We start from the raw sequence: 19,289 nt of genomic DNA on the forward strand, positions 1-19,289 counted from the left end.
TATTACAGATATTTTGTAGTTATTCACAATATACTTAACAAAGTAGCAAAATCAGAATGAATATTCAACAACTGATTACAGAAGCACTTAGCCTGCCTAACAATGCGATCGCCTATCATATTAGTCAAGAATTAGTAGCGATTTACCCGAAAAAAGTACTTTTAGAAGGTAACGATTCTACATTCAATTTAGAGAAGTATGCCGAGGCAAATCTTTGCCAAATTCAATATCATTCCTCAATTCACAACCAGATTTTAACTGGCTGGGATGGGATGGAAAATCATTTATATAAATATACAGAAAATGCTGAATTTGAGGTGCATTGGCAAGGGCAGAAAATTGATATTCTGTTAATGAGTTGGCAGGAAGGCTATTGTAAAACTAGATATTACTGGATTCTCGCTGATAGTCGAGAATTAGCAGAAAGCTTTTTTACTGCTGTGTGTGATTGGAATTCGGAAATCCGCGAGGAAGTTTTAGTTTTTGAAGATGGATATTGGGCAAAAAACCCTGAGCTTTTCCAATCTATAAAGAGTGCAACTTTTGATAACCTAATTTTGCAGGGAAATCTCAAACAAGATATTCAAGATGACTTAGCTAACTTCTTTGCTTCTCAAGAAATTTATACAACTTATGGTGTCCCTTGGAAAAGGGGAATTTTGTTTATCGGTTCGCCTGGAAACGGCAAAACTCATACAGTTAAAGCATTAATCAATCACATACAACAGCCATGCTTGTATGTTAAAAGTTTCCAATCTGAATATGACACTGATAGCGAAAATATTCGCAAGGTATTTAAACAAGCAAGACAATCTGCACCTTGTATTTTGGTGTTAGAGGATTTAGATTCTCTGTTGACTGATGATAATCGTTCTTTCTTTTTAAACGAACTCGATGGCTTCGCTGCTAATGAGGGGATTGTCACGATTGCGAGTACGAATCATCCCGAACGCTTAGATCCGGCGATTCGCGATCGCCCTAGCCGTTTCGATCGCAAGTATCATTTTGAATTACCAGATGACTCGGTACGAGAAGCTTACATCGCACTGTGGAACGATCGCCTAAAAACTGCGATGCATTTGTCGCCAGAGTCTATCAATCAAATAGTAGCGATGACAGATGGCTTTTCTTTTGCCTATCTCAAAGAATTGTTTCTATCATCCATGATTCGCTGGATGGGAGCAATGACAACCACTGGGATAGCAGAAATTATGGTTTCTCAAATTGCTGTTTTGCGAGAACAAATGAATAGCACAACTGCTAGTAGTGAAAGTGCAAAGGAGTTAGAGACTGCTAATAAATAAAATTTACTTGAATTTATCGTTTATTAACGAGCTAGAAACGATTGCGTTAACCAGTATGCAACAGTTCCGAAGATAATAATCAAAGTTATTGGTAGGAACCAGATGCCTAAGCTTGGGTTTTCTGTCGTTGCTAAGTAAAAAATTTGCCACTCAATATAAGTAAATAACCAAACCATTTCAGTTTTCAACCAATTGAGCATTGAGCAGGCTATTTGATATTGTCGCAGTGCATTTTCTTCAGTAATTGGCACTGCATAATTAAAAGTATGAGGATAGCGGGTGAGTATTGTCAGCATCCCGTAAATAAACAAACTTAAAATCGGGAATAACCATAGGACATTTTTACTACCCCAGCCGTTAGCTTTGCCATCAAATCCAAAGTGAATGGGTATAGTCTCTGGCAATGCAAACCAAGCATGAATGGCAATGGCAAACAATGCAACTATTCCGGCGATCGCAATCCAATTTAGCATCCTTGCTTGCTGAGACTGGGGAATTAGAATTACAGGTCTTTGATAACTCATTATAACTCCTTATGCAGGCTAATTTTGTTTCCAATTTAGCCTTTAACTAGAATAAATGCCTGGGCTTGTTACAGAGATTTAATCTGACTATTTATTCTCTTGGCAGAGGAATCAAATCTTATTCTTAGCTGCAAAATATTTTCAGTAATTCAGCAGTTATGTACTAAATAATTTTTGGTATAATCTACAGCCTTAGTATGTGTTTTTAAGCTAATTTAACCTGCAAGTATGAGATTCAAGATTCTAGAGCAAACTCCAACTTTATTAAAAATGAGTCTCAAACCACGAGGCTTATTGTATTGGTTATTTGGTGGAATCTTTATTGCTAGCGGTATTGTTTTGGTAACTTCTTTAGGTAGAGCAACCAGTCTCACTTGTAATCGTTCAACACCAACACAAGGTAGTTGTGAATTAGTGACTAAAAGTTTGTTAAATTCCCAAGTTAAAAGCTGGGATATTCATGAGTTATAAGGAGCAAAGCTAGATAAAAACACTACTAATGCATGGGGTAGTTATCCCTTGCTGCTCTTAACAAAATCTGGCTCATTACCGATAGATTTAATTAATGCAGATAGTACGCAAAAAGCAGTAAAAGCTGCACAAATAAATAAGTTTATTCAGCAAGTGCAAGTATCTCAATTGACTATTCAGGAAGATAGCCGCTTATGGACTTATCCTTTGGGGATTTTTCTAATTTTAGGTGGCTTGCTCTGTATTATCTATATAGCGATAAATGGCACAATAATTTGTATTCTCGATAAAAGATTAAACAAAGTTAGCATTGAAAGACAAGGCTTATTCAATAAAGAAGTTGAAGAAGCTAAAATATCAGAAATAATAGGGCTTGATATCAATACCTTTACTGTTGAAGATTCCAGCAGTTACAATATTATCTTCAGGCTAGAGTCTGACAACAATCTCTATTTAGCTGCTGGCCCGATGTTTACAGCCAAGAGTGCAGAGAAAACTTATGGAGCGATCGCAAATTTTCTCAACCTAGAAAATTCTAATTTAATTTAACTTGTATATACAAAAACTGCTAAACGTCGGTTAAATTTTAGTTAAATATCAGTAAAAAATCTCATATTATTTCAAATTAAGTTGCGCAAATTTTCTATAGTTATTTTGTTTATTATACTTAACTGCTAACTCAAAAATAAAATCCCCACATAAATCATGTGGGGATAAATTCGTGTGAGTCGTTACATAAGTGTCCTACCAAACATGAGTTTAGAATTTGCAGGCAGATTGAATATCTACCTAAGGCATTAATTCCAAATATTTAGAGATTAAATCTTGAAAAATCTGGGTTTATTGTCACAATCTTAAGTTATGCCATAAGCTCTGTAACACACCCAAAATGCAGCGCATTACTTATTAAAAAATTAGTCTAAATGAGATACGAGATTAAAATAAGTATTAATACCCAAGAATTAATAATATAACATTTAAATATTTAAGCCTTTTGATAGATAAATAAATATACCCAATGGACGAAACAATCAGATCGCTAGCAAATTGATAATATTTAACGCTGGTATATTACTTTTTAGCCTGCCCTGAGGTTACTCAGGGTTTTATATTGCCTAAAAGCAGCGCAATTAAATTTAAAGAAATATTACATTATCTTACTGAATTTCCCATTACGCTATGAGCGATCGTTCTGCTAACTATTGCCACTCACGCGATCGCAAGGTATTTTAAATTATCAAATTTACTGTGTTATTACGGTTAAACTTCATAAACAAGCTTTGTTGACACTGCTTATTGTAGAAAATATTACGGAGATTTAGATAAATATCTTACAAATGTAATGTAATTACTTAAGTAATGACATATGTAATTAGAGCAGGTAGACTATGTTTTCAAAGAGATTACACAACGCCAGAAGGCTTACGTTGTAATACTTCCATCTTCTCACAGCAAGTTAGAATCAGTTCGCTCAATAAAACCGTAGTCGCCAGCTACGGTTTTTTTATAGAAAAATACTGACAGCTATTTCAGTATTTAAGTACCAAAATTTTTCTTAACATATATTTTGTTATTTTAGGTAAAACCACGGGAAGAATAGCCTAAGTCTGGGAGAAGTATAAATGCGATCGTGCTGTTTTTCGCACTCCAGGCTGCTTAGAAATAGTTGTGGAGATACGTAATGATAGAGAATTTGTTACACTTAACCAACCAAAATACGGATGCAATGGTAGATATAGTCTTTGGGTTTTATTTAGATGGAGATGCTATTGATAGACAACAAATCGAACGCGAATTGATTGACTTAGGAACTAAACATAAGTTTGGTTGTGGCAGAGAATTAGTACAAAAATTGCGAAAATTAGCAGCCGATAGAGGTTTATAAATAAAGATGAATATTTGGGGTGATTAAAGGAGAAATCGTCGATTTCAGGAAATTTTTCTCCTGATTGTTCACCCTATTCAACCTATTACCTGACATCAGAAAAAATATTACAACTCAAATAGAATTGCTTTGTACTAATTGCAAATAAGGGCACTTTTGCAGGAACCCAGATGCTTTTTGATGAGCATTTGGGTTATAAGTATGCACAGGTGTAGTTCGGATAATGCCACTAAATAAATCATCCAAGCCGTAAGGGGTAAAAAATTGCCATTGTCCTTGTGCATCTAGCCGAACTCCTACAGCCGTAGCAGTATGTAACCATTCCTTAATTCCATCTTCTGTACTATTGTAGGTTCTGCGACCGGGACGCCAACGGGCAAAACTGGCTTGATTTTTGACATCAAACATATCGTTAGGGAACTGTTCTGTGAGGATGGCTTTTGCTGCTAATTCCTGAGAACGGTTTCCTTGGATATCGAAGAATGCAATATCAAAGTCCTTGATAACTAACTCGCAGTCATTACCAAATATTGAACGCCAAACTGTATTTCGCACCGCACCACCTGCTAACCACCAATCAGGTAGATTAAGTTGCGCGATCGCAGGTAATATCATTCCTACAGGTGTGTCAGCTAGAATCTTCTGGAGGCGAGTGTTACTGTTCATATCAAATTCTGAGGATTTAGGGCTAGCAAGCAAAAATATTACTATTCACCATTTGCTAACTTTTGTCCAGGTCTTCATTCGTAGTATAAAGAGCAAAGAATTACATTGCAGCTTAAATTGAAATCTAATTTTTAATTTGTTTTTTAATTATGGAAGACTTATTTGCGAGATTAGAACGCACACTCACTCCCGAACTACCTTCCCTAACAGAGTCACAGCAGCAACTCCTCAAAGAACTAAGCATTGACGAAAATCAACCAGGTACAATTCTGCGCGACTTTCAGACTCTCATCGATTTTCTGCAACCAAAAGGAGTGGAAGTTAGTAGCGTCAATAATCTTCTACCCTTAAAAGTATTATCAGAACTTAATTTGAGATTGAGTCACCCAATCGAAACTAAGCTTAAACGTCCCGTACAAAAATCCTATCCTTACATCAATGGACTGTATCTGTTATTACGCAGTTCGGGAATAGCTCAACTTAAATCTCAAGGTAAAAAGCAGATTTTAGTATTAGATGAAGCCGTCTTAGCAGCTTGGTCTAGCCTAAATCTAACAGAACGTTATTTTACCTTACTAGAAACTTGGTTAATTTGGGGAAATAACGAAACTATAGGCGAGCGTCAAGATGTCTGGAATAATTTATTTAAGTGTATTCAGTTTTGGGCACGGGTTTCCGATAAAGGATTAAAGTTTGCCAAATATGAAGACCAAAACGATGTTAGCTATTACCCTGGATTGCATAATATCGCTCTTTTAGAATTATTTGGCTTATTAACTATCAAACAGGGAAAACCACAAGAAGGTAAAGGCTGGCGCATTAATAGCGTGCAACGTTTACCTTTGGGTGATGCGGTATTTAGGTTACTCTTTTCTATTGGGATGTTAGGAAAGTTTGAGGATGAAGTAGATATAAATTTTGGGAAACTACAACCAAATTTTCAGCCATACTTCCCAGAATGGGAGCGTAATTTAACTCTTCCCAAGCAAGGCTTTAATGATGGCATTTATATTTTTAAAGTATCTGTTTCTAAATCTTGGCGACGTATTGCGATACCAGCAAAAAGACAATTAAGCTCGCTAGCTAGTATAATTCTTGATGCTTTTGATTTTGACTACGATCATCTTTACGAATTTATTTATAAAGACCGTTTTGGTCGCATTTGTAAAATTGGTCATCCCTATCTAGAAACACCACCATTTGCCGATCGAGTCCGCATTGGCGATTTACCTCTTGAACCAGGTGCAAGCATGACTTATCTTTATGATTTTGGTGACAATTGGGAATTTAATGTGCAATTAGAAGCAATTGAGCCGCCAGATAACAAAATCAAAAAAGCTAAGATTTTAGAAATTCACGGCGATGCACCACAACAATATTGGAGTGAAGATGATGATTGGGATGAAGAGGAGTAAGTGTGAATGAATGGGTTAATTAATAAAACCTATGGATCTATTTTAAACTTACCCATCTCCGAAAAGGTATCACTAGTACAGAGCCTCCAACCAAAACGAAAATTGACCCCAGACCAGTAAACATCGTCGGTAAAAACCACAGTTCAAACCAAGAATTGATCGTGGTAGAATCTGGCTTTTGCGGGTGGTATAAAACTTCTACCTGCTGACCTTTAGTAAATGATGGTGGCTTACTACCTGTATGGGATTCAAATATAATTGGTTCGCCAGAACTTGGAGTAAATCTAACAATTGGATAGTAAGCAGAAGAGTGGCGACCCTTACTATCAGTTGAAGAACGTAACTTTAAATCAATTACAGTTCCTTGTATGGATTCTGCTGTGCGAACAAAAGAATTAGTATTGATGACGAAGATAATACCTGTGACAGCGAATATACTACCTATACCAGCAAATATAGAACCAAATAACAGAAAGAATTTTGAATCATCCATAGAATTAGAGAAATTTTACTATGTCAATACTTAAATTGAAATTACTAAAGCAAGTCTGTAATTGAAAATTGCCGTTGACGGTCTAGTTCCTGAAGCCGCAATTTTTCGTTATAAAAAGCTTGATAATATGATTGCCATTGCTCCGGTTCTGCTTCGGGATCGGTTTCTTGCCACAATTCTAAAAAGTGACGATAGCGCTTTTCTCGCAATACTCTTTCCATACAGGCGATCGCAGCTTGAACTACCTGGGGTGTACGCAATATTTCTTTCTGGCTTTTCTCGTTGAGATGAAATAGATGGGAAATCAACCGCATCTCGTCTGTAAACTCTAAATATTTGTCTTGCAGAGTTGAGACTAAATCTACTTCCATTCCCCCTGGTACTTCGACAATCTGTAGCCACAAAAAGCGATGGTGAGAAAGGCTAAATTGTAAATCTCTCTCTTCTAATGTGTCCAAAATAACTTGACGCTGTTCGGGACAATGTAAGTAAATCCGTAGTAGTAAGCCTTCAGCTCGTTCTAACAAACCGCGATCGCTCGCAACAACAGTAGATTGAGATTTGGCGACTGAAGTTTGAGAAGATCCGCCACTTTCCCATTTTCTCTTGATTGGTACAGGTTGAGAGTAGCTATTAGCAGGAGCAATTTGCGTCAGCAGATTTTCCACTCTCAGGGGAATCAGTCTGCTATCTCCCAAGCTGAGGATTTCTGCACAATAGGAGATGTAATAATTCCGCGTATCATTATTAACTATATTCTTCAGCAATTTTACTATCTGCTGCGTTGCTTGCTGAAAATCTGTAGGCTGTTTTAAATCACGACCTTTGATGATTCGATCGATTTGCCAATTTAACCATAATGGGGCATTCGTTAACAGTTGACGATAGTCTTCTGGGGTGTGGCTATGCAAGTATTCATCAGCATCTTTACCATCGGGGATGTTGAGAATTTTTAGCTGGACTTCGCCCATGTATGCAAGTTCAGCAATTTCCCCGATCGCTCTTTCTGCGGCATTAGTCCCCGCAGCATCGGCGTCAAAGTTTAAAACTAGCTGCTTTGAGTCGGTATATCTTAATACTAATCTAACTTGATCTAAACTTAAGGCCGTACCCAGGGAAGCGACAACATTATTAATCCCTGCTGCGTGGAGAGCGATCGCATCAAAATATCCCTCCACCACCACAGCTCGATCGAGTTGAGAAATCCCAGCTTTGGCTAGATCGAGAGCAAAGAGAGTTTTACCTTTACTAAAAAGTTCAGTTTCTGGAGAGTTAAGATACTTGGGCTGCTCATCGCTGAGGGTTCTTCCACCAAAGCCGATGACCCGTCCTTGAACGTCGCGAATGGGAATCATCAAGCGATCGCGAAATACATCATAGTAACCGCCCCCTTCTTTACGAGGTTTGATCAACCCCGCTTTCTCTACCAGCTGTACTGGGTAGTGTTTGCTGTCTACCAAATACCGATAAAGTGTCTCCCAACCAGCGGGAGCATAACCTAAGCCAAACTGCTGAATAGTTTCTTCTTGAAGTAGGCGATCGCTTTTGAGATACTGTAATGCTTTCTGTCCTTGAGATTGTCTCAGGGCGTGTTGATAAAAATGTGCTGTCGAAGCGAGAACTTCATATAACTGTTCGCGCAAAGAAATCTGTCGTTGTAATTCCTGTCTTTGTTCGGGTTCTAGGGTTTGCACGGGTACTTGGTAACGCCGTGCTAAATCTAGAGTCACTTCTGCAAAGGAACGCTTTCCCAAGTCCATCAAAAACTTAATCGCATTTCCCCCAGCTTGACAGCCGAAGCAGTAATACATCTGCTTGGTTTGACTCACAGTAAAGCTAGGAGATTTCTCATCGTGGAAAGGGCATAAACCCACAAAATCTTTACCACGCTTGCGTAAAACTACGTACTCAGAGATGACATCTACAATGTCAGCACGTTGTTTAACTTCTTCAATGGTATCTGGGTGCAAGCGAGGAATTTGCATATTTTGTCAAGAGTCATGAGTTAAGAGTCAAATGTCATTAGTCATGAGTTATCAACTTGGGAAAAATAACAAAGGACAAATGATTAAGGACTCCTGATGGCTATTATATTGTTGTTGCTCAACCAAGATTAATATCGAATATTACTTAGGCTGAGTCTTATAAGAGGAAATACTGAAGATGGGGCGTATTTTTATTTCTGCTGCACACGGAGGCAAAGAAGCCGGAGGAATCGATCCAGGGACGATCGCAGGCGGGACAACTGAAGCTAGAGAAATGATTCTGTTGCGAGATTTGATTGTAACCGAATTGAGAGCGCGTAATTTTGAAGTTTTGTCAGTTCCCGATGACTTGAGTGCGGCTGATACTATCGCCTGGATCAATTCTCGCGGTCGTTCGACTGATGTAGCGCTAGAAATTCACGCTGATGCAGCTAGCAATCCTAGTGTGAGGGGAGCTAGTGTCTTCTACATCGCCAATAACAATCAGCGCAAAAGCAATGCTGAACTATTGCTAGTAGGATTGTTGCGTCGCGTACCCCAGATACCAAATCGAGGCGTCAAGCCAGATACAGATAGCGGATTGGGTCGGTTAATATTTTGCAGACAGACAGCGATCGCTTCTTTGTTAATGCAGGTAGGTTTTCTCAGTAGTCCAGAAGACCGTGCTTTACTACAAAATCGTCGCCGTGATTTTGCTTTGGGGATTGCTGATGGATTGGCTTCTTGGAGTCGCGCGATCGACCCTAATCAAGGAACTCCCTCAGAACCAACTTATCCACCCATTAATATCAACATTAATGGGCAAAAATACTCAGAACAAGGAATACTAATTAATGGCAATGCTTATATCCCCATTGATTTAGTAGATCGTTTGCGTGTTGACCTATCAAAAATACCGGAAGTTCGCCGCATTACCTATCACAAAGTGGTGTACGTCAAAGCCATTGAATTGCGTGATTTTAATGTTTCTGTAGGCTGGGACGCTGCAACTCGCACTGTAAGTTTGCGTTCAATTTTAGTAGTTTGCTCCGGTCAATTTGACCGCATTGTATCCAATGGAAATACTTCTGAGGTGGAGTTACAAGTCTTTCTCAGAAATAATAATGAAAATGCTTTGGTGAAATTTCCAGATATCCCAAAACTCTATCGAGAAGAAGCGAGTACAGAAGGCATAAACTACGATATTGCCTTTTGCCAAATGTGTGTTGAAACTGGATTTTTGCGCTTTGGTAGTGATATCAAACCAGAGCAAAATAACTTTGCTGGCTTAGGCACAATTGGCGGTAGTTCGCAAGCAGCATCTTTTGAAAGTGCCAGAATCGGAGTGAGAGCGCACATTCAACATTTAAAAGCTTACGCCAGTTTAGAACCTTTGGTAAACGAAGTTGTCGATCCCAGGTTTCGGTTTGTGACGCGTGGTATTGCGCCATTAATCGATCAGTTATCAGGGCGTTGGTCAGCAGATTTAGATTATGGTGCAAAGATTACTGCCATGCTCAAACGTTTGTATGAGTCAGCAAAGCTGTTATGAGTGCTGACATTGATATTTTTGCATTTTTCATCTTTAGCGGTATTAGTAGCGTAACTTGCAGTGGCGATCGCCATTGAGTTACCAGTACTGCCATGAGTACGGAAAGGAATTTGAGTCATAGAGCGATCGCTAATTCTAGAGTGTATTTCTTCTAAAAGTAAAGTTTAGTTGCAATAAAATTATCACTATGTATATATAGTGCTAATTTATTAATTGAAGCTAGAAAGCTTTCATAGTAAATTTAAAAGTCTATCTTTATTTTATTTAACTTATCAAAATGTTGTTATTTGGGAAAATGTCTTGCTAAATAACAGCAAAATTTTAGGTTGTTCTAGATTTTGTGAATAATTACCATAACTTTCGACCTATCCTTCTCTCTGTCAATATTTGCTACCTGAATGCTGATGATTATTTCAGCATTCAGGATTATTTATTTTTGGGAATATTTATTAAAAATTGATAAATTATATTTAGTCATAAAATCTTATATTTAACTATGATAAAAAATTAATTAACATGCTTATAAATTTGATTAATTAGGCTATACTTAGATTGAAGATCTAATCTAAAGTGCTATATTTCAGTGCTATTAGCTTAACATAATATATTTTGATTAATTAGATATCTGCTTGGATAAATTTAGCCTTAATTCAAATATTAAGTTGGCGAAAATTTTGATTTTTTAAACTAAATTATAGTTGCAAAATTATCAAAATTATAATCAGTTTTATTGGCTAAATAATATACTCAAATCTTGTTAAGAATCAATACAAAGATAGATACAATACAATAAAGGAAATAGTATCTTTAAGAGAAGTAATTCAACCAAATAAAAGATAACACCTAAGTAGGGGAGGCAAAAAGCAAAGACACTTTGTTTATATGGGTTGTTGGAGCAGCTACCGCTGTAGACACCTGAAAGATTACCGTAAGTGGCGTGCGATTGGCGTCCCGAAATTTATTTCAGAGTATTTTTGAGGTTGGTGCAAGATCTAAACCTCCGGCTAGGAGCGATCGCTACTAGCAATATATAAAAAAAGAAACAGTAGAATCCTGATTTTCTCCACCCTTTGTTATCTCAGGGTTTCGATTTAACTTGCATACAGCCGACAGCCAGGATAGGCATCAACAACTAGATTTGAATTTTGAATTTACGCCTGATGTGAATTAGAAATGTCTTTTATCTCGGATTTATAGCCTGAATTCACATTAAATATAGGACTCATATTTGATTTCTGAAATATAACGTAGGGTGGGCATTGCCCACCATATCAGGGTTTTGGTGGGCAATGGCCAACGCCACTTGCTTTAAGCCGGGGAACCCGCCCAACGCAGTGGCTCCCCTACACTTAAGATTTAGAGTGTACGGAATTTTTTTCAAGAATCAAACCGGATTCCTATAAACGTAATTTTGAATTTTGAATTGCTTAGTGTCTCTCTTTATTTGGGGAACTCAGCTAAATCAAAAGGAGAAGACCAATGAAGGTTGGTATTCCAAAGGAAGTTTATCCTGACGAACACCGTGTAGCAGCCACGCCAGAGACAGCCAAACGGTTGCAAAAGCTTGGTTTTGATGTACTGGTTGAGAGAAATGCAGGTCGCGGGGCAAACTTTGCAGATGATGCCTATACCCAAGCCAATTGCCAGATAGTTCCGGATGCGCCAAGTTTATGGGCAGAGGCAGATATTGTACTGAAGGTACGCCCACCCCAAATGCATCCTGATGAATGTAAGCATGAAGCAGATTTGCTGCATCCGGGAAGCACATTAATCAGTTTTATTTGGCCTGCTCAAAATCCCGATTTATTGCAAAAATTGGTAGCGCGTCAATCCACAGTATTAGCGATGGATGCAATCCCGCGTATCAGTCGGGCGCAAAAGCTGGATGCTTTAAGTTCAATGGCGAATCTGGCTGGCTATCGTGCGGTGATTGAAGCTGCAAACCACTTTGGGCGCTTCTTTAACGGTCAAATTACCGCCGCCGGCAAAGTCCCACCAGCCAAGGTGATGATTATTGGCGTGGGTGTCGCAGGATTAGCCGCCATTGGTACAGCTAAAGGATTGGGCGCAATTGTCCGGGCTTTTGATACGCGCTTGGTAGTGAAAGAGCAGGTAGAAAGCTTAGGTGCAGAATTTCTCGAACTCAACTTTGCTGAAGACGGAAGTGGTGAGGGCGGTTACGCCAAGGTGATGAGCGACGAATTCATCAAGGCGGAGATGGAACTGTTTGCAGAGCAAGCTAAAGAAGTTGACATCATCATCACTACAGCCTTGATTCCGGGGAAAAAAGCACCCGTGCTAATTACTCAGGAAATGGTTGAGAGTATGAAAGAAGGTTCGGTAATTGTTGATTTAGCATCCGAACAAGGTGGTAACTGTGCTTGTACTCATCCCGGTGAAATTTACCGTTACAAGGGAGTCACAATAGTTGGTTTAACAGATTTTCCTAGCCGCATGGCGCAACAAGCAAGTCAACTTTACGGCACGAATCTTTACCATTTGCTAGAAGACATGGGAGGAGCAAAGAATTTTCAAGTAAATCTTGCAGATGAAGTAATTAGGGGCGCTTTAGTCGTTCATGGTGGCGAAATAACTTATCCACCGCCAAAGGTAGAGAAAAAAGTAGAGGTGACAGAAAACAAAACTAGCAAAAGTGAAGATAAAGTCAAAGAGCAGGTTCCAGTACTAGCAACTGCGCCAGCTTCCCCAGTTCCCAGTACTGCCAAAAGCGGGAGTAACCTTATTTGGCTTTTGTTAGTTGGTATTGCCTTATTTGGTATTGGAATTAGTGCGCCGCCAGAATTTCTTTCGCATTTCATAGTCTTTGTTCTTGCTTGCTTTATTGGTTGGCAAGTGATTTGGAATGTGAAACCTGCTTTGCACACACCATTGATGAGCGTGACTAACGCCATTAGCGGCATCATCATTATTGGTGGGATGCTGCAAATCTCTGGCGGGTCGAGTTCGTATACTACCATTCTGGGAGCGATCGCAATTCTTGTTGGCACAATTAACATTTCCGGCGGTTTCCTAGTCACCCAACGTATGCTCAAAATGTTCCAAAAATAGAGGGTAAATATGTCAAATAACTTACTGACAGTAGCGTATATTGTGGCTAGTGCCCTCTTCATTCTCAGTTTAGGGGGACTATCAGACCAGGAAACTGCTCGCAAAGGCAATGTTTACGGCATTGTGGGCATGGTAATTGCCTTTGTCGCCACTGCACTTTCCCTAGATATGAACGCTTACGGCATCTTGGGAACAGTTGTGATTCCCGGAGCCGTAATTGGGGCAATTGTTGCTTCGCGGGTAGCGATGACTTCCATGCCAGAACTAGTGGCAATTTTGCATAGCTTTGTGGGTGCAGCCGCAGTTTTAGTAGGTATTGCCAATTATCTCCAAGAAACGCGATCGCTCACACCTGTAGAATCGACAATTCACCAAATCGAAATTTTTGTTGGTGTATTTATTGGTGCCATCACCTTTACTGGTTCGATTATTGCCTTTGGTAAACTGCGAGGGATCATTACCAGCAAACCCGTACTCCTCCCAGCACGGCACTTTTTGAACTTGTCTATCCTTGTCGCTTCGATATGGCTTGGTAGCCAATTTATCGGTGCAGAGGCAACAACTGGACTGCAACCTTTATTAATCATGTCTGCAATTGCCTCAGTTTTAGGCATTCATCTCGTCATGGCAATTGGTGGCGCTGATATGCCGGTGGTAATTTCCATGCTCAACAGTTACTCTGGATGGGCTGCTGCTGCTGCTGGTTTCATGCTCTCGAATGATTTGCTAATCATTACAGGTGCATTGGTAGGTAGTAGCGGGGCTATCCTCAGCTACATCATGTGCAAAGCCATGAACCGTTCCTTTATCAGCGTCATTTTAGGCGGCTTTGGCGCACAGACAACAACTACAACAGATAGCGCACAGCCAGAAGGTAAAGTTAACTCCACCACAGTTGAAGACACAGTAGAAATTCTCTCCCGTGCCAAGAGTGTAATCATCGTCCCTGGCTATGGTATGGCAGTAGCACAGGCACAACATGGCGTATCAGAGATTGTCAAACGACTGCGCGATCGCAAAATTAAAGTTCGTTTCGGTATTCATCCTGTAGCTGGGCGTATGCCAGGACACATGAACGTACTGTTAGCAGAAGCGAAAGTTCCCTACGACATCGTATTAGAGATGGATGAAATCAATGAGGATTTCCCAGAAACAGATGTAGTATTAGTCATTGGTGCTAATGACACCGTTAACCCCAGCGCCTTAGAAAACCCCAATAGCCCGATTGCCGGAATGCCAGTATTGGAAGTTTGGAAAGCTGGTACTGTAATCGTTATGAAGCGCAGTATGGCGAGTGGCTACGCCGGAGTAGAAAACCCACTATTCTACAAGCCAAATACCCTGATGTTGTTTGGCGATGCTAAGAAGAATATTGATGCTACAGTTGGCAAACTTACCGAGTTGAGCGAAGAAAGCGTCAATCTCAATCTAGCCGTAAAACCCGCATTTTCCACTTAATTATTGTTGGTGAGAATATTTGATATAGCGGACAACAATATATCCCCGGTTTCTATGAAGAAGTCGGGGATTTGAGCGTAGGGAATGCGTAGACGCGGAGGAGCTTGTCGTAGACATCGCATCTCAATCTAGAACTGATTGATAGTTGTCAAATTACGGCAAGTTAAAATCGTATCTAGTTATTCTTCCTCAGCCCAGATGAACATAACAGAATTATTCCCAACCTTGCGAAATCTGTCTCGTGCAGAAAAATTGCAGGTCATGCAGTTTTTAGTTCAAGAATTAGCAGATGAAGAAGCATTGTCGCTGCAACCAGGAGCTACTTATCATGTGTGGTCTCCTTTTAATTCCCATGATGCTGCTGTGAAGCTAGCTGCACTACTGCAAGAAGACAGACAAGCAAGTGATGGTTAATGCTCAAAGGTTTGCCTTCATTGAAGGACGTGATGCATTTGGCGATATTGACGCAGTACCACAATTACCTTTGACATTGGCTTACCGGAGTTCAATTGTGGAAGTTAGGGGACTGCTAGATACAGGAGCCAGCATTAACGTTTTACCTTACTCCTTAGGTATTCAACTAGGAGCAGTTTGGGAAGAATTGAATACTTCCGTTCAACTAGCTGGTAATTTAGCACCAGTTGAAGCCAGAGGATTAGTTTTATCGGCCCAAATCGGTACTTTTGCACCTGTACGATTGGTATTTGCATGGAGCCTTACAGATAATGTGCCATTACTGTTAGGGCGGATGAACTTTTTTCTAGAATTTGATGTTTGCTTTTACCGTTCTCAAATGGCATTTGAACTGCGTCCCAAGTCATAAACTGAGGATATTCAATTTGTAATGCGTAAAACCACAGCAAGCAGCTTGTCTTAGACATCGCACTGCCTTGTTATATTAATGCATCGCCCTGCGATCGAATTGCATTGAGTGACAATGCGATTGTATCCGGAAACAATTCGATTGCATCGGGTGACAATGCGATTGTACCGGGAAACAATTCAATTGTATCGAGTGACAATGCGATTGTATCCGGAAACAATTCAATTGTATCGAGTGACAATGCGATTGTATTGAGTGACAACGTTATAGCTGTAGTCATATAAGTTAAACATCTTAAAAGCGTGAATGCTAAGGATTGCAATAGTTTTACCCGATTTTGAATCGCAAAATCTCAAAGCGCGTAGACATCGCCAAAAAGCGATTGTGTAGCATTTTTTGCTAATCAGTTAAGATAATCTCCATCAATCTTCTTTCCTTTTACCCTTTTGCTTGGAATTATGACGCAGGATGAGTTATTGCTACTGATAGATCGCGCCGTGGCTGAGGGTTGGCGAGAGTTAGACTTGTCGGGACAAAAGTTGACTAAGTTACCTGGGGAAATTGGTAAGTTACAGCAGCTTGAGTCTTTGATTTTGGGTAAGAAGGTTGAAGGTTATGAAAAAGTAGGAACCCACTATTTTGAAAAAGTTTCAGGCAACAATTTAAAAACCCTTCCATTTGAACTATTGGGTTTGCCTAATTTGCGTAAGTTGGATATTAGTGGCAATCCTTTAAAGAATATTCCTAATGTAGTAACGCAAATACTAAATTTAGAGGAACTTATCTTAATTCGAGTAGAGCTAACTGAGATACCAGAGGCCATCGCTAAATTAACCAATCTGACGCAGCTTGACCTTAGTAGCAACCAAATTACCAAGATTCCAGAGGTGTTCGCTAATTTAAATAATCTGACGCAGCTTTTCCTCACTGATAACAAAATTACCCAAATTCGAGAGGCGCTCGCTAAATTAACTAATCTGACAAAGCTTTCCCTCCATAACAACCAAATTAGCCAGATACCAGAGACTCTCGCTAACTTAACCAATCTGACGCAGCTTTTCCTTGGTTGTAACCAAATTAGCGAGATCCCAGAGACTCTCACTAACTTAACCAATCTGAAAGAGCTTTACCTCTTTCAAAACCAAATTAGCGAGATCCCAGAGACTCTTGCTAAATTAACCAATCTAACCAAGCTTATCCTCAGTAACAACCAAATTAGCGAGATCCCAGAGGCACTCGCTAAATTAACCAATCTGAAGCAGCTTGATTTCAGTGACAACCAAATTAGCGAGATCCCAGAGACGCTCGCTAAATTAACCAATCTGAGTCGGCTTGACTTTAGTGGCAACCCAATAACCCAAATACCAGAGGTGCTCGCTAAATTAACCAATCTGAAGGGGCTTGACCTTAGTGGCAACCAAATAACCGAGATACCAGAGGCGCTCGCTAAATTAACCAATCTGAGTCGGCTTGATCTTAGTGGCAACCAAATAACCGAGATACCAGAGGCGCTCGCTAATTTAAACAATCTGAGGGAGCTTGACCTCAGTGGCAACCAAATAACCGAGATACCAGAGGCGCTTGCTAATTTAACCAATCTGAGGGAGCTTGAACTGCGTGGTAACCGAATTACCCAGATACCATTAGAAATTCTAAATTCAACAGATGCAAAAGAAATTTTTAATTACTTGAGGCAAATTCGCATCAGTGAAACTCGACCATTACACGAAGCCAAACTCTTGCTCGTCGGACAAGGTAGCGTCGGTAAAACATCCCTCATCAAGCGACTAATTCACAATAAATACGATCAAAATCAACCCCAAACTGACGGACTAAATGTACAAACTTGGAACGTGCAGGTCAATAGCAAAAACATCCGCCTCAATGTTTGGGATTTTGGCGGACAAGAAATTTATCATGCCACCCATCAGTTTTTTCTGACTAAGCGCAGCCTCTATCTCCTAGTGTGTAATTGTCGCACCAGTGAAGAAGAAAACCGCATTGAATATTGGCTGAAACTCATCGAAAGCTTCGGCGGACAGTCTCCCGTGATTATCGTTGGCAACAAAAAAGACGAACAACCCCTCGACATCAACCGCAAGGCATTACGCGAAAAATATCCTAACATTCAAGCCATTATCGAAACTTCCTGCCAAGATAATATCGGCATTGATGAACTTCGCGCCGCTATTTTCCAGCAAATCGCCAACCTCAAAGAAGTATACGACTTTCTACCCCTTTCATGGTTTGAGGTTAAACAACAACTCGAATCCATGCCCCAAGACTTCATCACCTACAACCGCTACATCGGCATCTGCCACGAAAACAAGATTCCTGAAGAACAAAACCAAGAGCAACTGATCGACCTGCTGCATCGACTCGGCTTAGTTCTCAACTTCCGTGAGCATCCCATCCTCAAAGATACCAACGTTCTCAAACCCAACTGGGTGACAGAAGGCATTTACACGCTCCTGAGCGATGAAATTCTCAAAACTAAAACCAAAGGCATCTTCACACACGCCGATCTCACCCGCATTCTCAATCCAAAACGTTACCCCACCCAGCGCCACGGCTATCTGACTGGGCTGATGAAAGAATTTGAGCTTTGCTTTGCCCTAGAATGTCAGCAACCACAATTTCTGATTGCAGGACTTCTGCCCAAAGACCAACCAGACGAAACAGAACTAGAAGGCGAAACCCTAGAATTTCAATACCATTACAAAGTTCTCCCCGAAAGCATCATCTCCCGCTTCATCGTCATCACCCACGAAAAAATTCATAACCAAATCTATTGGCGCAGTGGCGTCATGTTGCGATATCAAGAACACAACGAAATCTACAACATTGCTCGCATCAAAGCCGATCCCGAAGACAAAAAAATCTTCATCACCATTAGCGGACGCAAAGAAACCCGTCGCTTATTTCTCGGCATCCTCCGCGATGTCTTCAACAAAATCCACAAAAGTCTCCCCAATCTCGAAATCACCGAATGGGTTCCTGTCCCTGGCTATCCCAATCATCCCCCCCTCGACTACCAAGAACTTCTGGGACTTGAGGCAATGGGTGAAAGCACAGTCCCCATCGGCAAATTAAAATTAAAACTTGATTTACGTCAACTTTTAGACGGCTACGAATCACTAGAAGCGCGTCGAAAATCACAAAAAGCCGAACCAGAAAGCGGCTTTACAATTGTCAACCAGATTTACAATAACAACCACGGAGAATTTAAACCCATGACACAAAACACAAACAACTTTCAAAATCCAAACATAGCCAACTTTGCCAACGAAGTCAAAGACAACGCTAGTCAGCAAGCCTCTAACTTCAATCAAACAAGCGGTGCAAACATCAACGAAATTCTACAACTAATCAGCAACCTGCGCCAAACTGCCGCCCAATTCCCGCCCGAAATCCGCGACGACATAACTATTGATAATAAAATCACCAATATTGATCGTGTAATTAATGATATAGAAGTAGAAATTCAAAAGCCTGAAAAAGAACGCAATACACCCGAACTCAGAAAGCGTCTAACAGCTTTACTAACTGCTGCTACTGTAGCTGCTGCACCAATTGCAGGTATGACAGATTTTGCAAACAATGTTATGGAAATAGGAAGCAAATTAAACATCGAACTCAAGCTTCCCCCTGTTAAATAGCGGTAT

General features: G+C 40.0%; 17 protein-coding genes. 12 read left to right on the forward strand and 5 right to left on the reverse strand.

All coding sequences use genetic code 11. The features are described 5' to 3' along the window. The first annotated feature begins 56 nt into the window (after nucleotides 1-56). Nucleotides 57-1,304: an AAA family ATPase gene (locus tag AACU33_RS10215; RefSeq protein WP_096588398.1), complete on the forward strand. Its 1,248-nt coding sequence runs from the start codon at nucleotides 57-59 to the stop codon at nucleotides 1,302-1,304. 23 nt (nucleotides 1,305-1,327) lie between these two features. Here the strand turns inward: AACU33_RS10215 and AACU33_RS10220 are convergent, their stop codons facing one another. Continuing rightward, on the reverse strand, nucleotides 1,328-1,828 hold the full coding sequence (locus AACU33_RS10220) for a DUF1648 domain-containing protein (protein WP_096588399.1): 501 nt from the start codon (nucleotides 1,826-1,828) through the stop codon (nucleotides 1,328-1,330). 228 nt (nucleotides 1,829-2,056) lie between these two features. Between AACU33_RS10220 and AACU33_RS10225 the strand changes: the two genes are divergently transcribed. The 3 genes from AACU33_RS10225 (at nucleotide 2,057) to AACU33_RS10235 (ending at nucleotide 4,184) form a co-directional block, all read left to right on the forward strand. Beyond that, a complete protein-coding gene (locus AACU33_RS10225) occupies nucleotides 2,057-2,299 on the forward strand; it encodes a hypothetical protein (RefSeq protein ID WP_096588400.1) in 243 nt (80 codons plus the stop codon). Between the two features lie 48 nt (nucleotides 2,300-2,347). Next, on the forward strand, nucleotides 2,348-2,848 hold the full coding sequence (locus AACU33_RS10230; RefSeq protein ID WP_096588401.1) for a hypothetical protein: 501 nt from the start codon (nucleotides 2,348-2,350) through the stop codon (nucleotides 2,846-2,848). A 1,132-nt stretch (nucleotides 2,849-3,980) separates the two neighbouring features. Beyond that, the gene (locus tag AACU33_RS10235) at nucleotides 3,981-4,184 is read left to right on the forward strand and encodes a hypothetical protein (RefSeq protein ID WP_096588402.1); all 204 of its coding nucleotides are present in this window, start codon (nucleotides 3,981-3,983) and stop codon (nucleotides 4,182-4,184) included. 114 nt (nucleotides 4,185-4,298) lie between these two features. On the opposite strand, the gene AACU33_RS10240 is transcribed toward AACU33_RS10235, so the two are convergent. Continuing rightward, nucleotides 4,299-4,850 (reverse strand): nucleotidyltransferase family protein, encoded by a 552-nt coding sequence (locus AACU33_RS10240; protein ID WP_096588403.1) that lies wholly within the window; start codon nucleotides 4,848-4,850, stop codon nucleotides 4,299-4,301. A gap of 149 nt (nucleotides 4,851-4,999) precedes the next feature. Between AACU33_RS10240 and AACU33_RS10245 the strand changes: the two genes are divergently transcribed. Next, nucleotides 5,000-6,265 (forward strand): plasmid pRiA4b ORF-3 family protein, encoded by a 1,266-nt coding sequence (locus AACU33_RS10245; RefSeq protein WP_096588404.1) that lies wholly within the window; start codon nucleotides 5,000-5,002, stop codon nucleotides 6,263-6,265. Nucleotides 6,266-6,302: 37 nt separating this feature from the next. Here AACU33_RS10245 and AACU33_RS10250 read toward each other — a convergent pair whose 3' ends face one another. Together AACU33_RS10250 and dnaG are read right to left on the reverse strand one after the other, a co-directional pair. Next, complete coding sequence (locus tag AACU33_RS10250) at nucleotides 6,303-6,758, reverse strand: DUF3592 domain-containing protein (protein ID WP_096588405.1); 456 nt, start codon at nucleotides 6,756-6,758, stop codon at nucleotides 6,303-6,305. 44 nt (nucleotides 6,759-6,802) lie between these two features. Beyond that, entirely contained in the window at nucleotides 6,803-8,743 is a 1,941-nt protein-coding gene (dnaG, locus tag AACU33_RS10255; RefSeq protein ID WP_096588406.1) for a DNA primase, read from the reverse strand. 178 nt (nucleotides 8,744-8,921) lie between these two features. Here dnaG and tftA point away from each other — a divergent pair, with 178 nt between their 5' ends. Beyond that, a complete protein-coding gene (gene tftA, locus AACU33_RS10260) occupies nucleotides 8,922-10,274 on the forward strand; it encodes a hormogonium tapered terminus morphoprotein TftA (protein WP_096588407.1) in 1,353 nt (450 codons plus the stop codon). Here tftA and AACU33_RS10265 read toward each other — a convergent pair. Further along, nucleotides 10,214-10,393: a hypothetical protein gene (locus AACU33_RS10265; RefSeq protein ID WP_339375899.1), complete on the reverse strand. Its 180-nt coding sequence runs from the start codon at nucleotides 10,391-10,393 to the stop codon at nucleotides 10,214-10,216. The two genes, tftA and AACU33_RS10265, sit on opposite strands and share 61 nt — an antisense overlap. A 1,360-nt stretch (nucleotides 10,394-11,753) precedes the next feature. Between AACU33_RS10265 and pntA the strand changes: the two genes are divergently transcribed. From pntA to AACU33_RS10290, 6 genes are all read left to right on the forward strand, one after another. Then, a complete protein-coding gene (gene pntA, locus AACU33_RS10270) occupies nucleotides 11,754-13,343 on the forward strand; it encodes a Re/Si-specific NAD(P)(+) transhydrogenase subunit alpha (protein WP_096588408.1) in 1,590 nt (529 codons plus the stop codon). A 9-nt stretch (nucleotides 13,344-13,352) separates the two neighbouring features. Continuing rightward, a complete protein-coding gene (gene pntB / locus AACU33_RS10275) occupies nucleotides 13,353-14,801 on the forward strand; it encodes a Re/Si-specific NAD(P)(+) transhydrogenase subunit beta (protein ID WP_096588409.1) in 1,449 nt (482 codons plus the stop codon). A gap of 198 nt (nucleotides 14,802-14,999) precedes the next feature. Further along, on the forward strand, nucleotides 15,000-15,215 hold the full coding sequence (locus AACU33_RS10280) for a hypothetical protein (RefSeq protein WP_096588410.1): 216 nt from the start codon (nucleotides 15,000-15,002) through the stop codon (nucleotides 15,213-15,215). Continuing rightward, nucleotides 15,208-15,624: a retropepsin-like aspartic protease gene (locus AACU33_RS10285; RefSeq protein ID WP_096588411.1), complete on the forward strand. Its 417-nt coding sequence runs from the start codon at nucleotides 15,208-15,210 to the stop codon at nucleotides 15,622-15,624. The genes AACU33_RS10280 and AACU33_RS10285 overlap by 8 nt, the downstream gene beginning before the upstream one ends. Before the next feature lie 104 nt (nucleotides 15,625-15,728). After that, complete coding sequence (locus AACU33_RS37570; RefSeq protein WP_445291752.1) at nucleotides 15,729-15,908, forward strand: hypothetical protein; 180 nt, start codon at nucleotides 15,729-15,731, stop codon at nucleotides 15,906-15,908. A gap of 174 nt (nucleotides 15,909-16,082) precedes the next feature. Further along, nucleotides 16,083-19,283: a leucine-rich repeat domain-containing protein gene (locus tag AACU33_RS10290; protein ID WP_096588412.1), complete on the forward strand. Its 3,201-nt coding sequence runs from the start codon at nucleotides 16,083-16,085 to the stop codon at nucleotides 19,281-19,283. Nucleotides 19,284-19,289 lie beyond the last annotated feature (6 nt).

It is taken from the genome of Calothrix sp. NIES-2098 (assembly GCF_963875125.1).
Taxonomy (GTDB): Bacteria; Cyanobacteriota; Cyanobacteriia; order Cyanobacteriales; family Nostocaceae; genus Aulosira.